At 69.6% G+C, this 20,622-nt stretch carries 17 protein-coding genes; 8 read left to right on the top strand and 9 right to left on the bottom strand.

All coding sequences use genetic code 11. The features are described from left to right. Positions 1–200: 200 nt before the first annotated feature. Positions 201–1,040 (bottom strand): LuxR C-terminal-related transcriptional regulator, encoded by an 840-nt coding sequence (locus ACFZDJ_RS34230; RefSeq protein WP_391064685.1) that lies wholly within the window; start codon positions 1,038–1,040, stop codon positions 201–203. Between the two features lie 101 nt (positions 1,041–1,141). On the opposite strand from ACFZDJ_RS34230, the gene ACFZDJ_RS34235 reads away from it, so the two are divergent. Then, on the top strand, positions 1,142–2,821 hold the full coding sequence (locus ACFZDJ_RS34235; protein ID WP_391064688.1) for an AMP-binding protein: 1,680 nt from the start codon (positions 1,142–1,144) through the stop codon (positions 2,819–2,821). Then, positions 2,818–4,425: an AMP-binding protein gene (locus ACFZDJ_RS34240; protein ID WP_391064691.1), complete on the top strand. Its 1,608-nt coding sequence runs from the start codon at positions 2,818–2,820 to the stop codon at positions 4,423–4,425. Before ACFZDJ_RS34235 ends, ACFZDJ_RS34240 begins: the two co-directional genes overlap by 4 nt. A 40-nt stretch (positions 4,426–4,465) precedes the next feature. On the opposite strand, the gene ACFZDJ_RS34245 is transcribed toward ACFZDJ_RS34240, so the two are convergent. Then, positions 4,466–5,329, bottom strand: a complete 864-nt coding sequence (locus tag ACFZDJ_RS34245; protein ID WP_390934607.1) for a hypothetical protein — start codon at positions 5,327–5,329, stop codon at positions 4,466–4,468. 280 nt (positions 5,330–5,609) lie between these two features. Between ACFZDJ_RS34245 and gcl the strand changes: the two genes are divergently transcribed. Beyond that, on the top strand, positions 5,610–7,394 hold the full coding sequence (gcl, locus tag ACFZDJ_RS34250; protein WP_391064694.1) for a glyoxylate carboligase: 1,785 nt from the start codon (positions 5,610–5,612) through the stop codon (positions 7,392–7,394). 269 nt (positions 7,395–7,663) lie between these two features. On the opposite strand, the gene ACFZDJ_RS34255 is transcribed toward gcl, so the two are convergent. From ACFZDJ_RS34255 to ACFZDJ_RS34280, 6 genes are all read right to left on the bottom strand, one after another. Further along, on the bottom strand, positions 7,664–7,900 hold the full coding sequence (locus tag ACFZDJ_RS34255) for a hypothetical protein (RefSeq protein WP_168497084.1): 237 nt from the start codon (positions 7,898–7,900) through the stop codon (positions 7,664–7,666). A gap of 315 nt (positions 7,901–8,215) precedes the next feature. Next, entirely contained in the window at positions 8,216–9,673 is a 1,458-nt protein-coding gene (locus tag ACFZDJ_RS34260; protein WP_391064697.1) for a catalase, read from the bottom strand. A gap of 294 nt (positions 9,674–9,967) precedes the next feature. After that, complete coding sequence (locus ACFZDJ_RS34265) at positions 9,968–10,894, bottom strand: 2-hydroxy-3-oxopropionate reductase (protein ID WP_384916031.1); 927 nt, start codon at positions 10,892–10,894, stop codon at positions 9,968–9,970. 44 nt (positions 10,895–10,938) lie between these two features. After that, positions 10,939–11,796, bottom strand: coding sequence for a TIM barrel protein (locus tag ACFZDJ_RS34270; RefSeq protein ID WP_391064700.1), 858 nt, complete (start codon positions 11,794–11,796; stop codon positions 10,939–10,941). A gap of 647 nt (positions 11,797–12,443) precedes the next feature. Continuing rightward, positions 12,444–13,661, bottom strand: a complete 1,218-nt coding sequence (locus ACFZDJ_RS34275; protein ID WP_391064703.1) for a hypothetical protein — start codon at positions 13,659–13,661, stop codon at positions 12,444–12,446. Between the two features lie 247 nt (positions 13,662–13,908). Beyond that, positions 13,909–15,225, bottom strand: coding sequence for a hypothetical protein (locus ACFZDJ_RS34280; RefSeq protein ID WP_391064706.1), 1,317 nt, complete (start codon positions 15,223–15,225; stop codon positions 13,909–13,911). A gap of 98 nt (positions 15,226–15,323) precedes the next feature. On the opposite strand from ACFZDJ_RS34280, the gene ACFZDJ_RS34285 reads away from it, so the two are divergent. Beyond that, positions 15,324–15,551: a hypothetical protein gene (locus ACFZDJ_RS34285; RefSeq protein ID WP_391064708.1), complete on the top strand. Its 228-nt coding sequence runs from the start codon at positions 15,324–15,326 to the stop codon at positions 15,549–15,551. An 84-nt stretch (positions 15,552–15,635) separates the two neighbouring features. On the opposite strand, the gene ACFZDJ_RS34290 is transcribed toward ACFZDJ_RS34285, so the two are convergent. Next, the gene (locus ACFZDJ_RS34290) at positions 15,636–16,088 is read right to left on the bottom strand and encodes a polysaccharide deacetylase family protein (protein ID WP_391064919.1); all 453 of its coding nucleotides are present in this window, start codon (positions 16,086–16,088) and stop codon (positions 15,636–15,638) included. A gap of 231 nt (positions 16,089–16,319) precedes the next feature. Between ACFZDJ_RS34290 and ACFZDJ_RS34295 the strand changes: the two genes are divergently transcribed. The 4 genes from ACFZDJ_RS34295 (at position 16,320) to ACFZDJ_RS34310 (ending at position 20,529) form a co-directional block, all read left to right on the top strand. Continuing rightward, complete coding sequence (locus ACFZDJ_RS34295; protein WP_391064711.1) at positions 16,320–17,156, top strand: hypothetical protein; 837 nt, start codon at positions 16,320–16,322, stop codon at positions 17,154–17,156. 894 nt (positions 17,157–18,050) lie between these two features. Then, entirely contained in the window at positions 18,051–19,304 is a 1,254-nt protein-coding gene (locus ACFZDJ_RS34300; protein ID WP_390934409.1) for a hypothetical protein, read from the top strand. Positions 19,305–19,912: 608 nt separating this feature from the next. Beyond that, entirely contained in the window at positions 19,913–20,164 is a 252-nt protein-coding gene (locus tag ACFZDJ_RS34305; RefSeq protein WP_097286782.1) for a hypothetical protein, read from the top strand. Next, positions 20,161–20,529, top strand: a complete 369-nt coding sequence (locus ACFZDJ_RS34310) for a helix-turn-helix domain-containing protein (RefSeq protein WP_101401685.1) — start codon at positions 20,161–20,163, stop codon at positions 20,527–20,529. The genes ACFZDJ_RS34305 and ACFZDJ_RS34310 overlap by 4 nt, the downstream gene beginning before the upstream one ends. Positions 20,530–20,622: the final 93 nt, after the last annotated feature.

Below are 20,622 nucleotides of genomic sequence, written 5' to 3' on the forward strand. Positions count from 1 at the left end.
TTCAGGGAGCCGCCGTCTGAATGAAAAGCGCCAGTTGGGGGCCGCGGAGCGGCCGGTGATGGGGGGTCCGAAGCGGCTATAAGGGGCGGATGGGTGGGAAACCGTCGCGGAGCGACGGAGAAGAGGCCGCGGAGCGACGGAGAAGAGGCCGCGGACGGAGAAGAGGCCGCGGAGCGGACAAGGCCGGGGCAGCCGGAAAGCTACGGCAACAACCCAACCCGCCGCGCAGCGACCACCGCCTCCAACCGAGTGTGCGCACCGAGCTTCCGCATGGCCGAGCGCAGATACCCCTTGACCGTCTCCGGCCGCACCCCCAACCGCTCGGCGGCACCCCCGTTGGTGGCTCCCGCCGCGACGCAGGCGAGGACGTCCACCTCGCGCGGAGCGAGGTCGACGCGAGGCGTCCGGGCGTCGGACGCCGCCGCGCCGGCCAGCCGCCCGCACACATCGAGCAGTTCGGCCCGCAGCGCCGGGTCGACGATGCGCGGCGCCAGTGCCCGCAGCGCCCCGTGCGCCTCGCGGACCTCCTCCCACGCGGGGCTCCCGGCCGCAGGTTCGGGCTCCCGGGCGACGGTCAGCAGCCCCTGCGCCTCGTCCCGTACGACCAGCGCCTGCTCCACGTCCCGGGCCGCCGCCACCGCCGCGCCGAGCGTGCGGTCACCCAGGGGCTGGGCCGTGCGCAGGGCGCCGTACAACACCCCGCGCACCCGGCGGCGTACGACGACGGGTACGGCGATCACGGAACACAGGCCCTCCGTGGCGACCGCCACGTCGTACTCATGGCTGATCTGCCGGGAGGCGGAGTAGTCCGTCACCGCGCAGGGCCGGGCCAGCGCGACCGCCTTGCCGCCCAGGCCGTTGCCCGAGGACACGGCGAGGGCGCTGAGCGCGGGCGTCGCCGTACCGCTGAGTTCGCTGATACGTACCTGGGCGCGACCGGGTTCGACGAGGCCGCCGAAGGCGACCGGCAGTCCCGTGGTGCGCCGCAGTCGTACCAGCGCACCACGCATCTCCACCGCCTCGGCCGTGTCTGCTGCCACGCGTTCGCCCCTTCTTCGCGGCGTACCCCCGTTCGGGGGTGGTGAGACCTCCATCACGGAATACACGATGGTAAGCGGCTGTGCGGCAACGAGGAGGACACATGACGGTGACGAACGGTGCGACGGACGAGTTCCGCGCCGCGCGGGACTTCCTGCTGGCGCACCGCGCGGACTACGCCACGGCGTACGAGGGGTTCGACTGGCCCCGCCCGGAGTCCTTCAACTGGGCGCTCGACTGGTTCGACGTCATCGCACGGGGCAACGACCGCACCGCCCTGCACATCGTCGAGGAGGACGGCGAGCGCGCCGAGTTCTCCTTCGCCGCCCTCTCCGAGCGTTCGAACCGGGTGGCCAACTGGCTGCGCGCGCGGGGTGTACGCGCCGAGGACCGCGTCCTGGTCATGCTCGGCAACCAGGTGGAGCTGTGGGAGACGGCCCTCGCCGCGATGAAGCTGCGCGCCGTCGTCATCCCCGCGACCACCCTGCTGGGCCCCGCCGACCTGCGCGACCGGGTGGAGCGCGGCCGCGTCCGGCACGTGATCGCGCGCGCCGAAGAAGCGGAGAAGTTCGACGAAGTGCCCGGCCGCCAGACCCGGATCACGGTGGGTGGAGCGCGGCCCGGCTGGCAGTCCTACGAGGAGGCGTACGCCGCCGACCCGGGCTTCGAGCCCGAGGGGGTCACCCACTCGGACGATCCGCTGATGCTCTACTTCACCTCCGGCACCACCGCCCGCCCCAAGCTCGTCGAGCACACCCACGCCTCCTACCCGATCGGTCATCTGTCGACGATGTACTGGATCGGGCTCAAGCCCGGCGACGTGCATCTGAACATCTCCTCGCCCGGCTGGGCCAAGCACGCCTGGTCCAACCTCTTCGCGCCCTGGAACGCGGAGGCGACCGTCTTCATCCACAACTACACGCGCTTCGACGCGGGCCGGCTGATGGCGGAGATGGACCGGGCGGGCGTCACCACCTTCTGTGCCCCGCCCACGGTGTGGCGGATGCTCATCCAGGCCGACCTGACACAGCTGCGCACCCCGCCGCGTGAGGCCGTCGCCGCCGGTGAGCCGCTGAACCCGGAGGTCATCGAGCAGGTGCGGCGCGCCTGGGGCGTCTCCATCCGGGACGGCTTCGGGCAGACCGAGACGGCCGTCCAGGTCTCCAACAGCCCCGGGCAGCAGCTCAAGACGGGCTCCATGGGACGGCCGAGTCCCGGCTTCCGCGTCGAACTCCTCGACCCGGTCTCGGGTGCGCCCGGGGCGGTGGAGGGGGAGATCGCGCTCGATCTGTCGGCGCGGCCGGTGGGTGTGATGACCGGCTACCACGGCGCCGCCGACCGTACGGCGGAGGCGATGGCGGGCGGCTACTACCGCACCGGTGACATCGGCGCCCGGGACGAGGACGGATACATCACCTACGTCGGCCGCGCCGACGACGTGTTCAAGGCCTCCGACTACAAGATCTCGCCCTTCGAGCTGGAGAGCGCCCTGCTGGAGCACGAGGCGGTGGCGGAGGCGGCCGTCGTCCCGGCCCCCGACGAGCTGCGGCTCGCCGTCCCGAAGGCGTACATCGTCCTCGCCGCGGGCCACGAACCCGGCCCCGACCTGGCGAAGGTGCTCTTCGAACACTCGCGGACGGTGCTCGCGCCGTACAAGCGCATCCGCCGTCTGGAGTTCGGCACACTCCCCAAGACCATCTCCGGCAAGATCCGCCGGATCGAGCTGCGCGAGGCCACGGCCGCGGGCTCGGACGCCGAGTACCGCGAGGAGGACTTCCGGTGAGCGCACTCTCCTATGCGCACGGGACCAGTGCGACGACCCTGCTCGGCGACACCATCGGGGCCAACCTGGACCGGGCGGTCACGGCCTGGCCGGACCGGGAGGCGCTCGTCGACGTCCCGTCCGGGCGGCGCTGGACGTACGCCCAGTTCTCCGCGGACGTCGACGAGTTGGCGTACGCGCTGCTGGCCACCGGCATCGCCAGGGGCGACCGGGTGGGCATCTGGGCGGTCAACTGCCCGGAGTGGGTGCTCGTCCAGTACGCCACCGCCCGCATCGGCGCGGTCATGGTGAACATCAACCCGGCCTACCGCACCCACGAGGTCGAGTACGTCCTCCAGCAGGCCGGCATCTCGCTGCTCTTCGCCTCCCTCAGCCACAAGAGCAGCGACTACCGGGCGATGGTCGAGCAAGTGCGCGACAAGTGCCCGCAGTTGCGGGAGGCCGTCTACATCGGCGACCCGAGCTGGGACGCCCTGATCGGGCGCGGGACCCCCGGTCGGGCCGAGGAACTCCGTTCACGTACAGGGGAGTTGTCCTGCGACGACCCCATCAACATCCAGTACACCTCGGGCACGACGGGCTTCCCCAAGGGGGCGACCCTCTCCCACCACAACATTCTCAACAACGGCTATTTCGTGGGCGAGTCGATCGCCTACAGCGAACAGGACCGGATCTGCATCCCCGTGCCCTTCTATCACTGCTTCGGCATGGTGATGGGCAACCTCGCGGCGACCTCGCACGGCGCCTGCATGGTCATCCCCGCGCTCTCCTTCGATCCGGCGGCGACGCTCCGCGCGGTCCAGGACGAGCGCTGCACCTCGCTGTACGGCGTACCGACCATGTTCATCGCGGAGTTGAACCTCCCCGGCTTCGCGACGTACGACCTGTCCTCGCTGCGCACCGGCATCATGGCGGGCTCGCCGTGCCCGGTCGAGGTGATGAAGCGGGTGGTCGCCGAGATGCACATGGCGGAGGTCTCCATCTGCTACGGCATGACCGAGACCTCGCCCGTGTCCCTGCAGACCCGTAGGGACGACGACTTGGAGCACCGCACCGGCACCGTCGGCCGGGTGCTCCCGCACCTGGAGGTGAAGGTCGTCGACCCGGCGGATGGGGTGACGCAGCCGCGCGGCACCGCAGGAGAGCTGTGCACCCGCGGCTACAGCGTGATGCTCGGCTACTGGAACGAGCCCGAGAAGACCGCCGAAGCCGTCGACGCGGGGCGCTGGATGCACACGGGCGACCTCGCGGTGATGCGTGAGGACGGGTACGTCGAGATCGTCGGCCGCATCAAGGACATGATCATCCGCGGTGGCGAGAACATCTACCCGCGCGAGATCGAGGAGTTCCTCTACGCCCATCCGAAGATCGCCGATGTCCAGGTGGTCGGGGTGCCCCACGAGCGCTACGGCGAGGAGGTGCTCGCCTGCGTCATCCCGCTCGACCCGGCCGACCCCTTGACGCTGGAGGAACTGCGCGCCTTCTGCGAGGACCGGTTGGCCCACTACAAGATCCCCAGCCGCCTGGAGGTCCTGGAGTCCTTCCCGATGACGGTGTCGGGGAAGGTCCGCAAGATCGAACTGCGGCAGACGTACGCCGACTAGGGCGCTTCCCCCTGCCGGGGTTCAGGCCCGCGTGCCGGGTTCAGGCGCCGGTGGCGAGGAGTTCGTCGGCGTGGGTGTTCACCGGCTGGGGAGTGCCCGTGAGGTCGAGGACGAAGAGGGGGATCCCGAGGGCGTCGGCGCGGCGGCGGGCGTCGTCCGCGTACCCGGCCAGGGAGAAGTAGACGCATCCCGTGGACTCCGACATGGCCGTCAGCCACAGGCACTCCACGTCGCGCAGTGTGGCCGGGCGGACGGTGGGGTCCACCTGCGCCAGGATGCCGCGGGCGGCGAGTCCGATGCCCGAGGGCGGGCGCTGGTCCGCCCTGCGGATGTCGCGGTAGCCGAGCCACCGCAGATACAGCGAGGCCGCCGTCACGGCGTCCCGGGCGGTACGGATGGTCACCGGCTGGAACACCGGGCGCGGTGTCGGGGTGGTGCGGGGCAGCGGGACGTGGTCGGGGAGGAGAGGGCTTCCCGGCGCGGCGGGGGCGGGTGACGCCCCTGCGGTACTGAGGGGCGGCGACCCGGCGGTACCAGGGGGCGGCGGCTTCGGAGTGTGCGATGCCGCCTCCGGTTCCGGTGCCGTCTCCAGGTCCGCGGGGGCGCCGGTGCCCGGCACGACCTCCGCGCGCAGGGGGCGCCGTACCCCTCGTACCGGAATCCGCAGCATGGTTCCGCAGGGGCAGCCCAGTTCCGGCTGGGGCCACTGGTCCGCGCGCCCGCAGGTGTCGCACGGGACCGTGACCCAGTCCTCGTCCCACGTGCGGTGGGTGACCGGCGCGGGATCGGCGAGGCGGTCGAGCGGGGGCGTGACGGGGGCGCCGCACACGCACGGGTACGACGGCGCGGCAAAGAGATGCTCGCGACGGCAGGCCGGACACCGCACCGGCACGCTCTCGGCCATGGCCCACTCCAGGACGTCACGTCGGGACAGCGTGTCCATCGTCCTCCAGGCGGGGGGCCCGCGGCAGCGAAACGCGTCGACAACCCCCGTCCCTGCCCCCTGCGGATCCAGCCGCGTGCGCGCCCTTGACGCTCTTCGGTACGCCACCTACATTACTTCCAGATAGTAGAAATTAATTTCCGCAATGTGGAATTTCCCTACTGCGGAATCACCAGGAATCACCAGCTCTCCGCGGGGCGCGACGGGAGCGCGAATCCGACAGCCGAAGCAGGAGTACTCCATGGCTCGTATGACCGCTGCCCGCGCGGCAGTCGAGATCCTCAAGCGCGAGGGCGTCAGCGACGCGTTCGGCGTCCCGGGCGCGGCGATCAACCCCTTCTACGCGGCCCTCAAGGCCTCCGGGGGGATCGGCCACACCCTTGCCCGCCATGTCGAGGGCGCCTCGCACATGGCGGAGGGCTACACCCGCACCCACCCGGGCAACATCGGCGTCTGCATCGGTACGTCGGGACCCGCGGGCACCGACATGATCACCGGCCTCTACTCCGCCATCGGCGACTCGATCCCGATCCTGTGCATCACGGGCCAGGCGCCGACCGCCGTGATCCACAAAGAGGACTTCCAGGCCGTCGACATCGCCTCGATCGCGAAGCCGGTGACCAAGATGGCGGTCACCGTGCTGGAGGCGGCCCAGGTCCCCGGCGTCTTCCAGCAGGCCTTCCACCTCATGCGCTCCGGGCGTCTGGGCCCGGTCCTCATCGACCTGCCCGTCGACGTCCAGCTCACCGAGATCGAGTTCGACCCGGAGACGTACGAGCCGCTCCAGGCGTACAAGCCCGCCGCCAGCCGTGCCCAGATCGAGAAGGCGATCGGGCTGCTGAACGAGTCCGAGCGGCCTCTGATCGTCGCAGGCGGCGGTGTCATCAACGCCGACGCCTGTGAACTCCTCGTGGAATTCGCCGAGCTGACGGGCATCCCGGTCGTCCCGACCCTGATGGGCTGGGGCGTCCTGCCCGACGACCACGAGCTGAACGCCGGCATGGTGGGCCTGCAGACCTCGCACCGCTACGGCAACGCGACCTTCCTGGAGTCCGACTTCGTCCTCGGCATCGGCAACCGCTGGGCCAACCGTCACACCGGCAAGCTGGACGTCTACACGGCGGGCCGCACCTTCGTCCACGTCGACATCGAGCCCACCCAGATCGGCAAGATCTTCGCCCCGGACTACGGCATCGCCTCCGACGCGAAGGCCGCGCTCGAACTGTTCGTCCAGGTGGCGAGGGAACTCAGGGCCGAGGGCCGGCTGCCGGACCGCTCCGCGTGGGCCGCCTCCGCCCAGGAGCGCAGGGCGACCCTCCAGCGCCGTACGCACTTCGACGACATCCCGATCAAGCCGCAGCGCGTCTACGAGGAGATGAACAAGGCCTTCGGCCCGGAGACCCGGTACGTCTCCACCATCGGCCTCTCGCAGATCGCCGGCGCCCAGATGCTGCACGTCTACCGGCCCCGGCACTGGATCAACTGCGGCCAGGCCGGACCGCTCGGCTGGACGATCCCCGCCGCGCTCGGCGTCGCCAAGGCCGACCCCGAGGCCTCCGTCGTCGCCCTCTCCGGCGACTACGACTTCCAGTTCATGATCGAGGAACTGGCCGTCGGCGCCCAGCACCGGATCCCGTACGTCCATGTCCTGGTCAACAACTCCTACCTGGGCCTGATACGCCAGGCGCAGCGGGCCTTCGACATCGACTTCCAGGTCAAGCTGGAGTTCGAGAACATCAACTCGCCCGAGCTCGGCGTCTACGGCGTCGACCACGTCAAGGTCGTCGAGGGCCTCGGCTGCAAGGCGATCCGCGTCACCGACCCGGCCGAGCTGGGTGCCGCCTTCGAGCAGGCCAAGAAGCTCGCCGCCGAGTACCGGGTGCCGGTCGTCGTCGAGGCGATCCTGGAGCGCGTCACCAACATCTCGATGTCCACGACGAACGACATCGCAAACGTCGTGGAGTTCGAGGAGATCGCGACCGAGCCGGGCCACGCGCCCACGTCCATCAGGACGCTGAAGGTCTGAGGTACGCGTCCCTCACGTATCAGGGGCGGTTCACCGTTCGGGTGAGCCGCCCCTTGTGTTGTACCCCCGTGTTCCCCCGTACCCCCCCGTTCCCCCGTACCCCCGTACCCCCGTCACGAGGCCCGCCGCCCCCGTGCCGGCGGGCCCCGTGTGCCGAGAATGTGCCCATCACCGGGGTGAGTTGAAGCCCCTGGGGTCGTGTTCAGAGCTTGATTTGAGGGTTGCGTAGCCGGCGTACGTCCACTGGCGTACGTGTCCGAGGCGTGTTCTCAGTCGTCCGGGAGCTCGAGCTCCTCGAATCCCGGCCAGTGGTCGGGGCCGCCGCCCTGCCAGTCGATGATGTCGCTCTTGTCGACCTCGATCTCGTCCAGGTCGACCTCGGCCCGCCGCAGGATCTCGACGACGTCGTCGAGGTGGTAGGCGACACCGAGCGTCTCGTCCCCCGTGGTGACCCGTCGAGAGCCGTCCAGTGCCGGGGCGTGCACGACGATGCTGGGATAGTCCATGCTTTCAGGCTGCTGTGCTCCGGCCGACTCCGCACCCCGGGAGCGCGCCGAGGCGCCGGGTACGGAGTCCGTACCCGGCGCCTCGCTCGGTGTGTGACGGGGACCGCGGTGGCCGCGACGGAACCGGAGCCTGCCTTCCCTCAGGTCGAGAAGAGGGTCCCGGGACCTTCACCACCGCACTGGCTCGCATCCGCCGCGGTCCTCGTCGTGCCCGCGTGCCACCGGCGACCACCCCTCATCCGGGTCGCTCGGGTCCTCGCGGGCCGCGCGTCACCGGGCCGACCTCCCGTCTGGCCCGGTGACGCGGTCAGGGGGTCAGTCCTCGCGCAGGGCGTGGACCGCTTCCGCCACGCGCCGGCCGTACTCCGGGTCGGCGGCGTGGAAGTGGGCGAGGTTCCTCTCGACGACGTCGTCGCGGGAGACCTGTGCGAGGCCGCCGGCGATGTTCGCGATCAGCCGGGACCGCTCCTCGGCCGACATCAGGCGGTAGAGCTCGCCCGCCTGGAAGAAGTCGTCGTCCTTGGTGTGGAGGGGAGCCTCGTGGGCGCCGGTCCAGCCGGCGACGGCCAGCGGGGCCGACAGCGGGCGGCCGGTGTCGGCCGGGCCGCCGTAGGAGTTCGGCTCGTAGTTCTTGGCGGCGCGGCCCTGCGCGTTGGACGCCATGAAGCCGTCGCGGCCGTAGTTGTCCGCGGTCGTGGCCTTCGGCGCGTTCACCGCGAGCTGGGTGTGGTTGACGCCGAGGCGGTAGCGGTGGGCGTCCGCGTAGGCGAACAGCCGGCCCTGGAGCATCTTGTCGGGGGAGGGGCCGATGCCCGGAACGAAGTTGTTCGGGGAGAACGCGGCCTGCTCGACCTCGGCGAAGACGTTGTCGGGGTTGCGGTCCAGGACCAGCCGGCCCACGCGCTGGAGCGGGAAGTCCTTGTGCGGCCACACCTTGGTGAGGTCGAAGGGGTTGAAGCGGTAGTCCGCCGCCTCGGCCGCGGGCATGATCTGGACGTAGAGGGTCCAGGACGGGCGCACGCCCCGTTCGATCGCCTGGAGCAGGTCCGTCTGGTGGGAGTTCGGGTCCTTGCCCGCGATCTCCTGCGCCTGCTCGGTGGAGAGGCTGCGGACGCCCTGGTTCGTCTTGAAGTGGTACTTGACGAAGAAGGCCTCTCCCTCGGCGTTCGTCCACTGGTAGGTGTGCGAGCCGTAGCCGTTCATGTGCCGGTACGAGGCGGGGATGCCGCGGTCGCCCATCAGCCAGGTCACCTGGTGCGTGGCCTCGGGGGCGTGCGCCCAGAAGTCCCAGACGTTGTCCGGCTCCTGCTTGCCCGTGAACGGGTCGCGCTTCTGGGAGTGGATGAAGTCGGGGAACTTGAGCGGGTCCTTGATGAAGAAGACCGGGGTGTTGTTCCCGACGAGGTCGTAATTGCCCTCCTCCGTGTAGAACTTGACCGCGAAGCCGCGCGGGTCGCGGACCGCGTCCGCGCCGCCCAGGTTGTCGGCGACGGTGGAGAAGCGCAGGAAGACCTCGGTGCGCTTGCCGACCGTGTTCAGGAAGTCGGCGTGGGTGAATCCGGTGACGTCGTCCGTGACCTCGAAGTGGCCGTACGCGCCGGACCCGCGGGCGTGCACCACGCGCTCCGGGATGCGCTCGCGGTTGAACCGGGCGAGCTTCTCCAGGAGGTGCTGGTCCTGGAGGAGGAGCGGGCCGCCTGCGCCGGCGGTGGCTGAGTTCTGGTTGTCGGCGACCGGAGCGCCGGACTCGGTCGTAAGCACGCGCTTCGACATCGTGGACCTTCCATGCGAGGGGCAGCGGAAACCGACTTCCGCTTTGTGGAGCCTAGGTTTGGGGCGTTCCGGACGTCAACAGTTTGTTGAAGTGGGTTGGGTTCCGGGTGGCGCCGCCGCTTGGGCGCGACAGGACAGGTGTCAGCGACGACACCACCCGGAAGTCTCGGTACCGCCCCGGAGTGCTCGGGGCCGCGCCCGGCATGTCAGGCCGCGCCCGGCGCGTCTGGTCGTGCTCGACGCATCCGGGCGTGCCCGAGGCGCAAGGGTCGTGCCCGGCGTGACCGGGCCGTGTCAGAGTTGTGCGCCCGAGAGGCGCTCCACGGATCGCAGGAGGGCCGAGTGGTCGAGGCCGCCGTCGCCCTGGGCGCGCAGGGAGGCGACGAGCTGGGCGACCACGGAGCCCACCGGCAGCGCGGCGCCGACCGTGCGGGCGGCGTCCGTGACGATGCCCATGTCCTTGTGGTGCAGGTCGATGCGGAAGCCCGGCTTGAAGTCGCGGTTCAGGAAGTTGTCCTTCTTCCGCGTCAGTACGGTGGAGCCGGCGAGCCCGCCGCCCAGGACGTCGAGCGCGGCCTTCAGGTCCACGCCGGACTTCTCCAGGAAGACCACGGCCTCGGCGCACGCCTGGATGTTCACGGCCACGATCAGCTGGTTCGCGGCCTTCACGGTCTGGCCGGAGCCGTGCGGACCGCAGAGCACGATGGTCTTGCCGAGCGCCTCGAAGATCGGCTCGGCCTCGTCGAAGTCGGCCTGCTCGCCGCCGACCATGATCGACAGCACGGCCTCGATCGCCCCGGCCTCGCCGCCGGACACGGGAGCGTCCAGGACCCGGATACCCTTCGCGGCGGCGGCGTTCGCGAGGTCCACGGAGGTCTGCGGGGTGATCGACGACATGTCGATCAGCAGCGCGCCGGACCTCGCGTTCTCCAGGATGCCGTCGGGGCCGTACGCGATGGCCTCGACCTGCGGGGAGGCGGGCACCATCGTGATCACCACGTCGGCGTCCCGCACGGCCTCGGCGATCGAACCGGCGGCCGTACCGCCCGCGGCGGCGAGGCGCTCCAGCTTGTCCTGCTCCAGCGTGAACCCGGTGACGTCGTACCCGGCCTTGACCAGGTTCTCCGACATGGGGGAGCCCATGATGCCGAGACCGATCCAGGCGACCGCCGGGCGGGTCGGACGGTTCGGGCGGGAGGAATCTGCGAGGGTGCTGCTCATGAAGGTGCCTCTCTGACTGCTGTGATACGTCGATGAGTTGCCGCTCAGCGGGCGGCTCGGGCCTCGGCCGGCAGCCAGTCGAAGGCCGCCGCGCTCGGACGGTCGCCCGGCTTGTACTCCAGGCCGACCCAGCCCTCGTAACCCGCCTTCCGCAGCCGGCCGAGCAGGTCCTCCAGGGGCAGGGTCCCGGTGCCCGGGGCGCCGCGGCCGGGGGTGTCGGCGATCTGCACGTGGCCGGTCTTCGCGGCGTACCGCTCGATCACCGACGGCAGGTCCTCGCCGTTCATGGACAGGTGGTACAGGTCCATGAGGAACCTGGCGTTGCCGAGGCCGGTCGCCTCGTTGACCCTGTCGACGACGGCGACTCCCGCCGGGGCGCTCACGAGGGGATAGAGCGGTGACTCGGGCTGGTTGAGGGTCTCGATCAGGAGGATCGCGCCGATCCGGTCGGCGGCCCGTGCCGCGAGGACCAGGTTCTCCAGTGCGAGCGCGTCCTGCTCGGCCGCCTCCACACCCTCGACGCGGTTGCCGTAGAGCGCGTTGAGGGCTTCGCAGCCCAGCGACCGCGCGAAGTCGGCCGCCACGTCGATGTTGGCGCGGAACCTCTCCGACTGCGCGCCGGGGATCGACAGCGCGCCCCGGTCGGGACCGGGCAGCTGTCCGGCGTAGAAGTTCAGCCCCGTGAGCTGGACGCCCGCGTCCACGATCGCCTTCTTCAGGGCGTCGAGTTCGGACCGCTCGGGGGTGGGGGAGTCGACCCAGGGCCACCACAGCTCGACCGCGGTGAAGCCCGCCGCGGCGGCGGCCGCGGGGCGCTCCAGGAGCGGGAGTTCGGTGAAGAGGATCGACAGGTTGACGTTGAAGCGTTGCTCGGTGGCTGTGCCCCATTCGGAACCCGGCATGTGGCTCGGCGCTCCCTTCCGTGTCGAGACGTTCGGCGGCGAGAGTAGAGACGTCATTGAATTCCGTATTGCGGAAGTTAGTTTCTGCTTAATGGAAGACTGCCGCCGGGCGTCGAGGCTTGTCAAGAGGGGGCTGCCGGAAAATCGGCACCGCGCAGTAGGTTGAGCGCGTGCGATTGGGAGTGGAGTCCTGCGGCGCGGCTCTGACCTGCGCGAACGCGCACTGATCCGCCCTGACCTGCGGAGACGCTCCTCGCTCGTTCGCGTTGCTTCGCAGTGTTTTCCGGGCGTGTGTGCCCTGGATGTGCCCTGTGGGAGACGGTCGCAGTGGTCCCCGGCTCGATCTGCGCTAGCGGCGCCTGTGTCGGACGGGGGTGTTCGCCACTTGCTGCGCCGCAAGTGCTTGACGGGCCAGCGGCCGAGGGGCGCATTATGTGCGGTGTGGGCGTTACGGGTGATGTCTTGACGCTGAAATGATGCTCGTGACGCTCATTTGACGCTCGTTCTGATGGGGTGCCAGGTCGCCTGTTGGGCAGGTCAGGCCCTGTCAGGGTGGTGAGTATCGCTGGAGCGCCGAGAGCAGGCGACGCTCTGCGCGGAGCTGCTGGTTCCTGCAGAGCCTGTGCCCGGGCTCGCGTCAGTCACGCTCAGCAATGCACGGACCACCTGCTCGCTTCCGCGCCGACCGAGTGGGCGACCCACGGGTCTCGGGGAGGCAGTCGGAGGGCGCCGGCGGCGACCTTGTTCGGTTTCGACGCGACGCACCAGTCCCGTGGAGCCAGCAGGACGCTGAGGGTCACCACGAGAACCAGCCAGAGTCGGAGGTCGCCCAGGACCTGCGCGTCGTTGGTCAGCCTCGGGGCTAGGTAGAGTGCGCCGAAGGAGACCAGCGACCAGACGGGCACGGGCCGACGCAGCCCCAGGGCCTCCCAGACCAAGGCGCCGAGCAGGAATCCCGCCGAGTAGTAGTCGTAGACGCCGGGATCCAGCAGGAGTCGCGCGCCGATGCCGAGCAGCGGCACCGCCACCCAGCGCCCTCGGAGGATCGCGGCCGCCCCAAGCACGCAGCCGAGCACGAGTTGCGCCGGCCGGTCCCACGACGGCGTCCCCGCCGCCGACACCCCGAGCGCGCGGAGCGCCGAGGACGGCTCGTTGACGATGTGGTACTGGGTCGCACCCAGCGTCGCGGGGTCGGCGACGACGAAGGGCAGCCAGGCCAGCACCACGACGGCGACGGCGTAGAACGCGACATACCGTAGTCGGTCGCGGGCCACGGCGAGAGCCAGCGGCAGGAAGACCAGAGCCCACGGCTTGGCGTCCACGGCTAGGCCCAGGCTCAGTCCCGCCAGTGCCGGGACGTCAGCGAGGACCGCCCGGATCGCCAGTGCCGCGAAGAGCAGCGCCAGCACGTCGTCGAGGTGGCTGTAGTGCACCGCCAGCGATGCCCAGACGATCAGGAACACCGCACCGGCGGCCGCGACGGTCATCCGCAGGGCCTGCGGGCGCGACCGCAGATCCGGCTGCCGGGCCAGTGCCGTCTGCTCGATCAGCCGCAGCACCAGAAGGCCGACGCTCATCATCGTCAGCTGGGCGGCGACGACCCCGCCGAGGTTCCCCAGAACCCAGGCGCAGAGAAAGGCCAGTGGTCCTATCTGCAGGTTCGGGTAGTTCGCATAGAGGTGCAGGCCCCCCGCCGGCGAGGCTCCGGAGCCGGAGAACAGCAAGGTGCTGCCGTTCGCGAAGTAGTGCCACGAGTAGCCGCCGCCTCGCAGGTCCGCCAGGAACCAGACGGTCGCCCAGAGTCCGAGGAACCACCAGTGCCAGGCGGCCCCGCTCCGCGCGGGGCGGCTGCTCTGATCAGCCATCCTCATGCCTCTCTGGTGGTCGACCCCCTGCCTGGGATGACTCCCCTGACCGCTCCCAGGTTCCGCACAACCATGAGATTCAGGTACGGAGCGTCTGAAACTCGGCCTGGGACGGTGGGCCTGTGCGTCAGCGCCGGCTCATCACGCCGTCAAAGCCAGCATCATGTGAAACCGGCGGTCCGAGGTCGGCCGCCGATGTCCTTGTGGACAGCTGGCCGAACACCTCTGCGGCCGGCCCGGCGTGGTCTCACCATGTCCAGCCGTGGCCGCCGCTGTTGTGGGACAGGGCCAGGACGGCGGTGACCACGGTGAGGTACTGGGTCGGGCGGCCCTGACTGAACAGGGCCGCCAGGGCCCAGGCGAGAGCCGTGTACCACGGCATCGACCACGGTGCCGCGAGGACCCAGGCGAAGGCCAGCGCGAACGGCAGGGCGATGACGGAGGGGGCGTCCGGAGCGGCGCGGCGGCGTAGCGCCCACGCCAGCGCGAGCATCACCACCGGCCACAGCACGCTGACGATCGCCGCGGTCGAGCCAGGGCCCAGGACCGTGGTGGCGCACTGATCGAAGACCGCCCACAAGGAGGGTGCAGAGACCAGTCGGGAGGCCGCGGAGAGCGGGGCCAGTGCGTGCGCGCCGTAGGCTCCGTAGAGCGCGGCCAGGGTCAGCGCGGCCGCGCATGCCTGCCGGGCGGCCGGTCGCCAGCTGCCCGAACGCAGCAGCGGCCAGACCAGCCCGACACCGAACAGGCAGGCACTGATCTTCACACCGCAGGCAAGGCCGACCAGCCCTCCCACGATCAGGTCGTGGTGCCACCGGGCCGCCCTGCGGGCGAGGTGAACCGCGCAGACGGCCAGGCCTGCGACGAGGGTGTCCAGGTGCCCACCCTCGACCAGCACACCGATCAGCAGCGGATTGACGCTCCACAGCAGGCCCGCACGGACCGGATCGTCGGCGGTCCGCAGCAACAGGTACCCGGTACCCACGAAGACGGCGGCGTTCGCGAGCATCAGCGCCCAGATGGTCAGCCACGGCCGCTCCTGGCCGATGAAGGCCGCAGCGCCCTGCCACCACGTCGCCACCGGCCCGTACACGGAAGGTGTGTTCCGCCACGCCTCGCTCACCAGGTGGGCGTACGCGCCGCCCAGCCGGGCGGGAGTCGTCACGTACGGGTCACCGCCGAGCGCAGCGATGCGGCCGTACGCGGCGTAGCTGGCCGTGTCGGAGGAGCCGACGGGGGTGAGGTTGGCGACGGCGAGCGCGGTCATGGCGCCGAGCCGGAACAGGAGCCGGGCATCGGGTCTCCAGCCCCGCTCATGGGCCTTGAGCATGCTTAGCGTGCCCCAGCACGACAGCACGACGGCCGCGATCGTGGCCGTCTGGGAGACGGTGCCGGCCATGGCAGGCAGCCGGAGCCAGGGGATCGGTGCCCTGAGCGTGTTGTGGTTGGGCGCGCTCGCGCCGACCAGAGCGAACAGTGCGATACCGGCCCCGGCCATCCACACCGCTGGGCGCGGTGTCGGCCGGTCGACGACCATCGGCTTCCGCGGGGGAATTCTCCGCATCGAGGCCGCGAGACGCAAAGTCCACTCATTGTGGTTGGTCGTCAAAGTCACTCTCCGGGGTGTTGCTCCAGTTCGCGGCGAGGGCTGCCATGACGATCTTGCCCGCGATCTTGTGGCCGCCCTCGCCGCTGTCGGGCACCACGGCCGCCGCCGCATCGCCGCTCCTCCGGCAGATTGCCCAGCGGTTGCCGCAGCAGCTCTACGTCCGTGGCGGGCAGCCTGTCGACGAACCGGGCGAGCACGGCCTCGGGGTCCGGGTCGGACTCCAACGCCAGGTGCATCCGGCGAGCGGTCATGCCCTGACGGCGGTGAGCGGACAGGAATGAACGACTACGCCAGAGCCGATCGTCTACATAGCTGTAGATGATCGGCGGCTGCAGGGGGTTCCCGCAGCTCGTGTCCGGCAGCGGCTATCCGTGGTCGCAGAGCGGGCCGACCTCGTAGCCTCGCTCCGTGCAGGTGTCGAGGATGCGGGGGAGCGCGCCGGGGGCCGAGGTGCAGTCCGAGTCGTGCAGCAGGATGGTGCTGCCGCCGTCGAGGTCCGCGGTCACCGTGCGGTGGACCGACTCGGGTATGGCCCGCGCGGTCCAGTCCTCGCCCCAGCAGGTCCACAGCACGGGGGTGAGTTTGAGGCGCCGGGCTGCCACGTGTGCGGCGGTGGACATGATGCCGTACGGCGGGCGGAAGAGCGTCGGCCGGGTGCCGGTGATGTCGGCGACCGTGCCGCGGGCGCGGGCGAAGTCGTCGTAGTCGCGCGCGGGCTTGCGCAGCAGCAGCGGCCGGTGCCGCCAGCCGTGGACGCCGATCTCGTGGCCCGCCGCGGCGATCTCGCGCACCACGCCGGGGGAGCGGTGCGCAGCCAGGCGGTCGGGCGGTCAGGCGGTCGCGCGGTCAGTGGGCGCTGGAGCGGTGCTCGGAGTGTTCGAGGCGGTTCTCTTCCGTCACGTGGGCAGGGGCGGGACGGAGGCCCGCTATAGGGGAGTGGGCGATATGTGTGTGCATGGCGGCATGGTGCCCGTGCGGGACGGGCGGGGTGGGTGAAGCGCGCCGGCAGTCAGGATGCGTTCAGGTGCCCGGTGGCACGGTCGGACAACGTGACCTATGAAACGTGTGAGAGTCAGGTGGTTCCGCAGGCCGGTCAGCCCTCCGGTTCTCGGGGCCGGCTGCGTTCGAACAAGGTGCCCGAGGTCACCGTCTACTTCTGGATCATCAAGGTGCTGTGCACGACGGTCGGCGAGACCGCGGCGGACCTGCTGAACGAGAAGACGGGTCTCGGGCTGACCGGTGTGTCGGTGCTGATGAGTGCCCTGCTGGCCGTCGTCCTGGTGGTCCAGTTCCGCTCCAGCGGCTACCGGCCGGGCGTGTACTGGTCGGCGGTGGCGCTGATCAGCGTCGTCGGCACGCTGATCAGCGACAACCTCACCGACAACATGGGCGTGCCGCTGGAGACGAGCACCACGGTCTTCGCGATCGTCCTCGCGGTCGTGTTCGCCGTCTGGCACCGGCGCGAGCGCACCCTGTCCATCCACCACATCGATACCACCAGCCGCGAGTCCTTCTACTGGCTGGCGGTCCTGTTCACCTTCGCACTCGGCACCGCAGCCGGTGACCTGGTGTCCGAGCGCATAGACCTTGGCTACTGGCTGTCCGCCGTGCTCTTCGCGATGGCCATCGCCGCGGTGGCCATCGCGCACTTCGCGCTGGATCTGGACGCGGTGTGGAGTTTCTGGATCGCCTACATCCTGACCCGCCCGCTGGGCGCCTCGATCGGCGACTACCTCTCCCAGCCCACCAGCAACGGCGGCCTCGACCTGGGCGCCGTCGTGACCAGCGCTCTGTTCCTGGCAGTCATCCTCGGACTGGTCACCTACCTCTCCGTCACCCGCAGGGATGTCGCCGAACCGGAGCACCCGTCGGGGTACGCGGCCTGAGCCACGAGCCAGTCCGGTACTTCCTGCCAGCAGCTGCGGCCGCGCTCGACTGCTGGTTCATCCCACCCGTGGAGAAGCACGCACAGGTGGTCGAGCGAAGGCAGGGGAGTTCAGCCAACAGGCGCCGAGAGGACGGCGCTGCTGGTCGTCGGGAGAGCGGGGTGTCGGCGGCGGTTGAATCAGAGTTCGGCCCGCCGAGAGTGGGGGACGACCGTTAGGGAGGAGAGGTGCGTGTGTGCATGGAGCCATGCTGCTCGTGCTGCACGAGTGGGGCGGGTGATACACGGTGGCAGTCAGGATGCGTTCAGGTTCCCGCTGGCACAGTCGAGCAGTATGACCAATGAAACCTCTGAGGGTCAGGTGCTTCCAGAGGCGGGCACCCAGCAAGGAGACCGGCAGCGAGTCGGCGAGCAACCAGCCGAGGCGGGCCCACACCGCCTCTCCGGCACTGGGTAGGGAGTGCCAGGAGAGCCTTTGCGTGGCCAGGAGGGGGAGGCCGCACGGGGGATCGGGCGGCGCGAATTCACGCGCTCCGCAGATTGAATTCTGGGACGAAGTTCCCAGAATTTCAGCCAAAGGCGTGTCCTGTATCACACGGGGCAATCTCAAGGCCCCGCCTATAAGGTATGTCGCCGTCGGGCCATAACAGGTGTACAGAAAGTCCTTGCGCAGGCCAAGGAAAGAATAAAAGCAGAGGTCATTCCGGGAATGCGAACCGTGCCGCGGATATCGCCCCCGGCGGCGCGGCCCGGGCGGGCTTGACGAGCAATCGAAGTCATCCCGCCGTCCTGCGGATCCAAGGCTGCGCTTGTCTACACAGTTGTAGACAGTTACCGTTCCGCAGACGTGAGGGGCGCCCCCTCTGTGCTGCCGCCCGTTCTATGTGAGGGTTACATGACAACTGTGACGACGCCCGAGAGCTCTCGGACGCATGTCAAGCAGATGCTGAACAAGGTTCCCGAGGTCACGATCTGGTTCTGGATCATCAAGATCTTGTGCACCACGGTCGGCGAAAGCTTCGCCGACTGGATCAACATGAACCTCGGCGTCGGCCTGATCAACACCTCATTGATCTTCACCGCGGTTCTGGCCGGTGTCCTGGGCTGGCAACTCACCACCAAACGCTACGTCCCGTTCGTGTACTGGCTCACCGTCGTGGTGGTGAGCGTGACCGGCACGCTTTACACCGACATCCTCACCGACAGCCAGGGCGTTCCCCTCGCGCTGAGCAGTAGCGTGTTCGCCTGCATCCTCGCCGTTGTCTTCGGGATCTGGTACGCCCGCGAGCGGACCCTGTCGGTCCACAGCATCACCACCCGCCCCCGTGAGCTCTTCTACTGGCTCGCGGTCCTGGTCACTTTTGCCCTCGGCACCGCGACCGGCGACTGGACCCTGGAACTGACCGGCTGGACTCCGGGCGTCTCCGTGCTCCTGCCTCTCGGGTTGATCGGCGCGATCGTCCTCGCATGGCGCCTCGGTGCCAACGCGGTGCTCTCCTTCTGGCTGGCCTACATCCTCACCCGCCCGCTCGGCGCCAACCTCGGCGACTGGCTCGGCTCGCCCAGCGGCGACGGCGGCCTGGGCCTCGGCACCGCGGCGACCAGCGTGATCTTCCTGGCGGCGATCCTCGCCACGGTCGTGTACCTCACGCTCAGCCGCAGCGATGTCATCGAGACCAACGACCTCACCGATACCCCACGAGCGCTGAACCCGGCGCGTGAGCGGATCATGCTCGGTTACTACGCCGTCGTAGCGGTCGCGACTGCGGCCCTTCTCATCTGGGCACACCACCAGCCCCACGCGGCCGCGGCCAGCGAGTCCGACACCCCGGCACCTGTGACCGCCCACCTCACCCCGAAGCAGGCGACGTCGCCGTTCCCTCCGGCTGAGATCGCGAAGTTCCGCACGATCACAGCTGACACCCTGGCAAAACTCAACTCGGGCAACCAGCAAGCCGCGACCACCCGGGTGACCGACCTCGAGACCGCTTGGGACGATGGCCAGTCCACCCTTGAGCCCAAGAGCGAGCAGTCCTGGCACTTCCTCGACAGCGAGATCGACCACGTCCTGAAGGCACTGCGCGCTTCGAACCCCGACAAGGCCACCGAGGTCAAGGCACTCAACACCCTCCTCACCTCACTCAGCTAACTGGCCACGAATGCCGGACTGCCTCGACGCATCCCCTGCGCCGGGGCAGTCAACATTCCGAACCGCACTCGGCACATGGATCGCCAACCGCCGCGGCCGCCAGGCCGGCCAAAGGGCTGAGCGGGCACGGCATCGCTGTGGTCGAGGAACTGGTGGCCGACGTCCTGGTGACAGACCTGGCTGAAGCGATTCGGTAAGGACGTGGTTCCGGTTGGCCGTGACGCTCGTTTGACGTTTCGAGCGTCTGACGGACCCTCCAGTAGGGCCGTAACTGCCCTCTGGCCTGGGATCACTCAAGATCCTCTCTCCTGGTGTGGGCGTTACGGGTGATTTCTTGACGCTGAGCGGATCAGGGCGGTGCGGTCGGGGAGGGCGCCGACGACGTCGGTGTGGCGGCGGATCTCCTTGTTGAGCGCGGGAGGCATGCCCTGGTCGGTTAGGGTCGCCTTGTGACGGGCGAACCGGCTCCGTCGCCGTGAAATTGATCGGCCTGCGGTGCATCGTGGCTGTGGAGCAGTCGACTGATGCGTCCCCGTTGTCCCCTGATGTGCCCTCGCGGTGGGTGATCTGGGTAAAAGAGCAGGTCAGAGGCGTGTTCTGGGGGTACAGTGCGATTGAGAGTGGAGTTCACGACCGAGCCCTTCGACCTCGACGAGGCGCCCCCGCACGCGCTGGTCGCCCGCGAGGTCATCGAGGCGGCCGAGCTGGACGCCGTGGACGTCGGCCCGTTCGGCAACACCGCCGAGGGGGAGGCCGACGCGGTGCTCACCGCGGTCGACGCGCTGCTGCGCCGGGCTCTGGCGGCCGGCGCCACCAGGGTCTCGCTGCAGGTGAACGCGGTCGGGGAGGGCGATAAGTGACCGGCATCGGAGACGACCCCTTCGTCGCGGCGGTCAAACCGCTGGTCGATGCCATGGGGGGCGAGATGGTGGCGCCCGACGAGGCCGGCCCCGACGATGTCGTGCTCTCCTGGGAGGGTGCGGACGTGGTCGCCGTACGGCTGCCGCAGCTGGCCGACTCGCTCGATCACATCCTGGCCGCCCTGGAGCGCAAGCAGGGCAAGCCGCTGGCCGACCTCGACCGCAAGTCCAAGCAGGAGGTCGTACGGGTGCTCGAGGCCCGCGGAGCCTTCTCGGTGCGGCACGGCGTGGAGACGGTGGCGAGCGCGCTGGGTGTCAGCCGCTTCACCGTCTACAACTACCTGAACCGCGAGAAGGAGGCCTGAGCGCCGGGCGTCGGCGGTTGCCTCGCGCCGGGCGGCGGTTGTTACCTCGATTTTTCAACAAAGTGTTGACGTGGTGTTTCCGAGGGCGTTAGC

Source organism: Streptomyces sp. NPDC007896, from assembly GCF_042959425.1.
Taxonomy (GTDB): domain Bacteria; phylum Actinomycetota; class Actinomycetes; order Streptomycetales; family Streptomycetaceae; genus Streptomyces.

Excerpts from the sequence above, each read along its gene's own strand:
- ACFZDJ_RS34270 (WP_391064700.1), bottom strand. The coding sequence starts at position 11,796 with ATGCCGGGTTCCGAATGGGGCACAGCCACCGAGCAACGCTTCAACGTC.
- ACFZDJ_RS34275 (WP_391064703.1), bottom strand. The coding sequence starts at position 13,661 with ATGGCTGATCAGAGCAGCCGCCCCGCGCGGAGCGGGGCCGCCTGGCAC.
- ACFZDJ_RS34245 (WP_390934607.1), bottom strand. The coding sequence starts at position 5,329 with ATGGCCGAGAGCGTGCCGGTGCGGTGTCCGGCCTGCCGTCGCGAGCAT.
- ACFZDJ_RS34260 (WP_391064697.1), bottom strand. The coding sequence starts at position 9,673 with ATGTCGAAGCGCGTGCTTACGACCGAGTCCGGCGCTCCGGTCGCCGAC.
- ACFZDJ_RS34255 (WP_168497084.1), bottom strand. The coding sequence starts at position 7,900 with ATGGACTATCCCAGCATCGTCGTGCACGCCCCGGCACTGGACGGCTCT.
- ACFZDJ_RS34265 (WP_384916031.1), bottom strand. The coding sequence starts at position 10,894 with ATGAGCAGCACCCTCGCAGATTCCTCCCGCCCGAACCGTCCGACCCGC.
- ACFZDJ_RS34300 (WP_390934409.1), top strand. The coding sequence starts at position 18,051 with ATGACAACTGTGACGACGCCCGAGAGCTCTCGGACGCATGTCAAGCAG.
- gcl (WP_391064694.1), top strand. The coding sequence starts at position 5,610 with ATGGCTCGTATGACCGCTGCCCGCGCGGCAGTCGAGATCCTCAAGCGC.
- ACFZDJ_RS34235 (WP_391064688.1), top strand. The coding sequence starts at position 1,142 with ATGACGGTGACGAACGGTGCGACGGACGAGTTCCGCGCCGCGCGGGAC.
- ACFZDJ_RS34280 (WP_391064706.1), bottom strand. The coding sequence starts at position 15,225 with ATGCGGAGAATTCCCCCGCGGAAGCCGATGGTCGTCGACCGGCCGACA.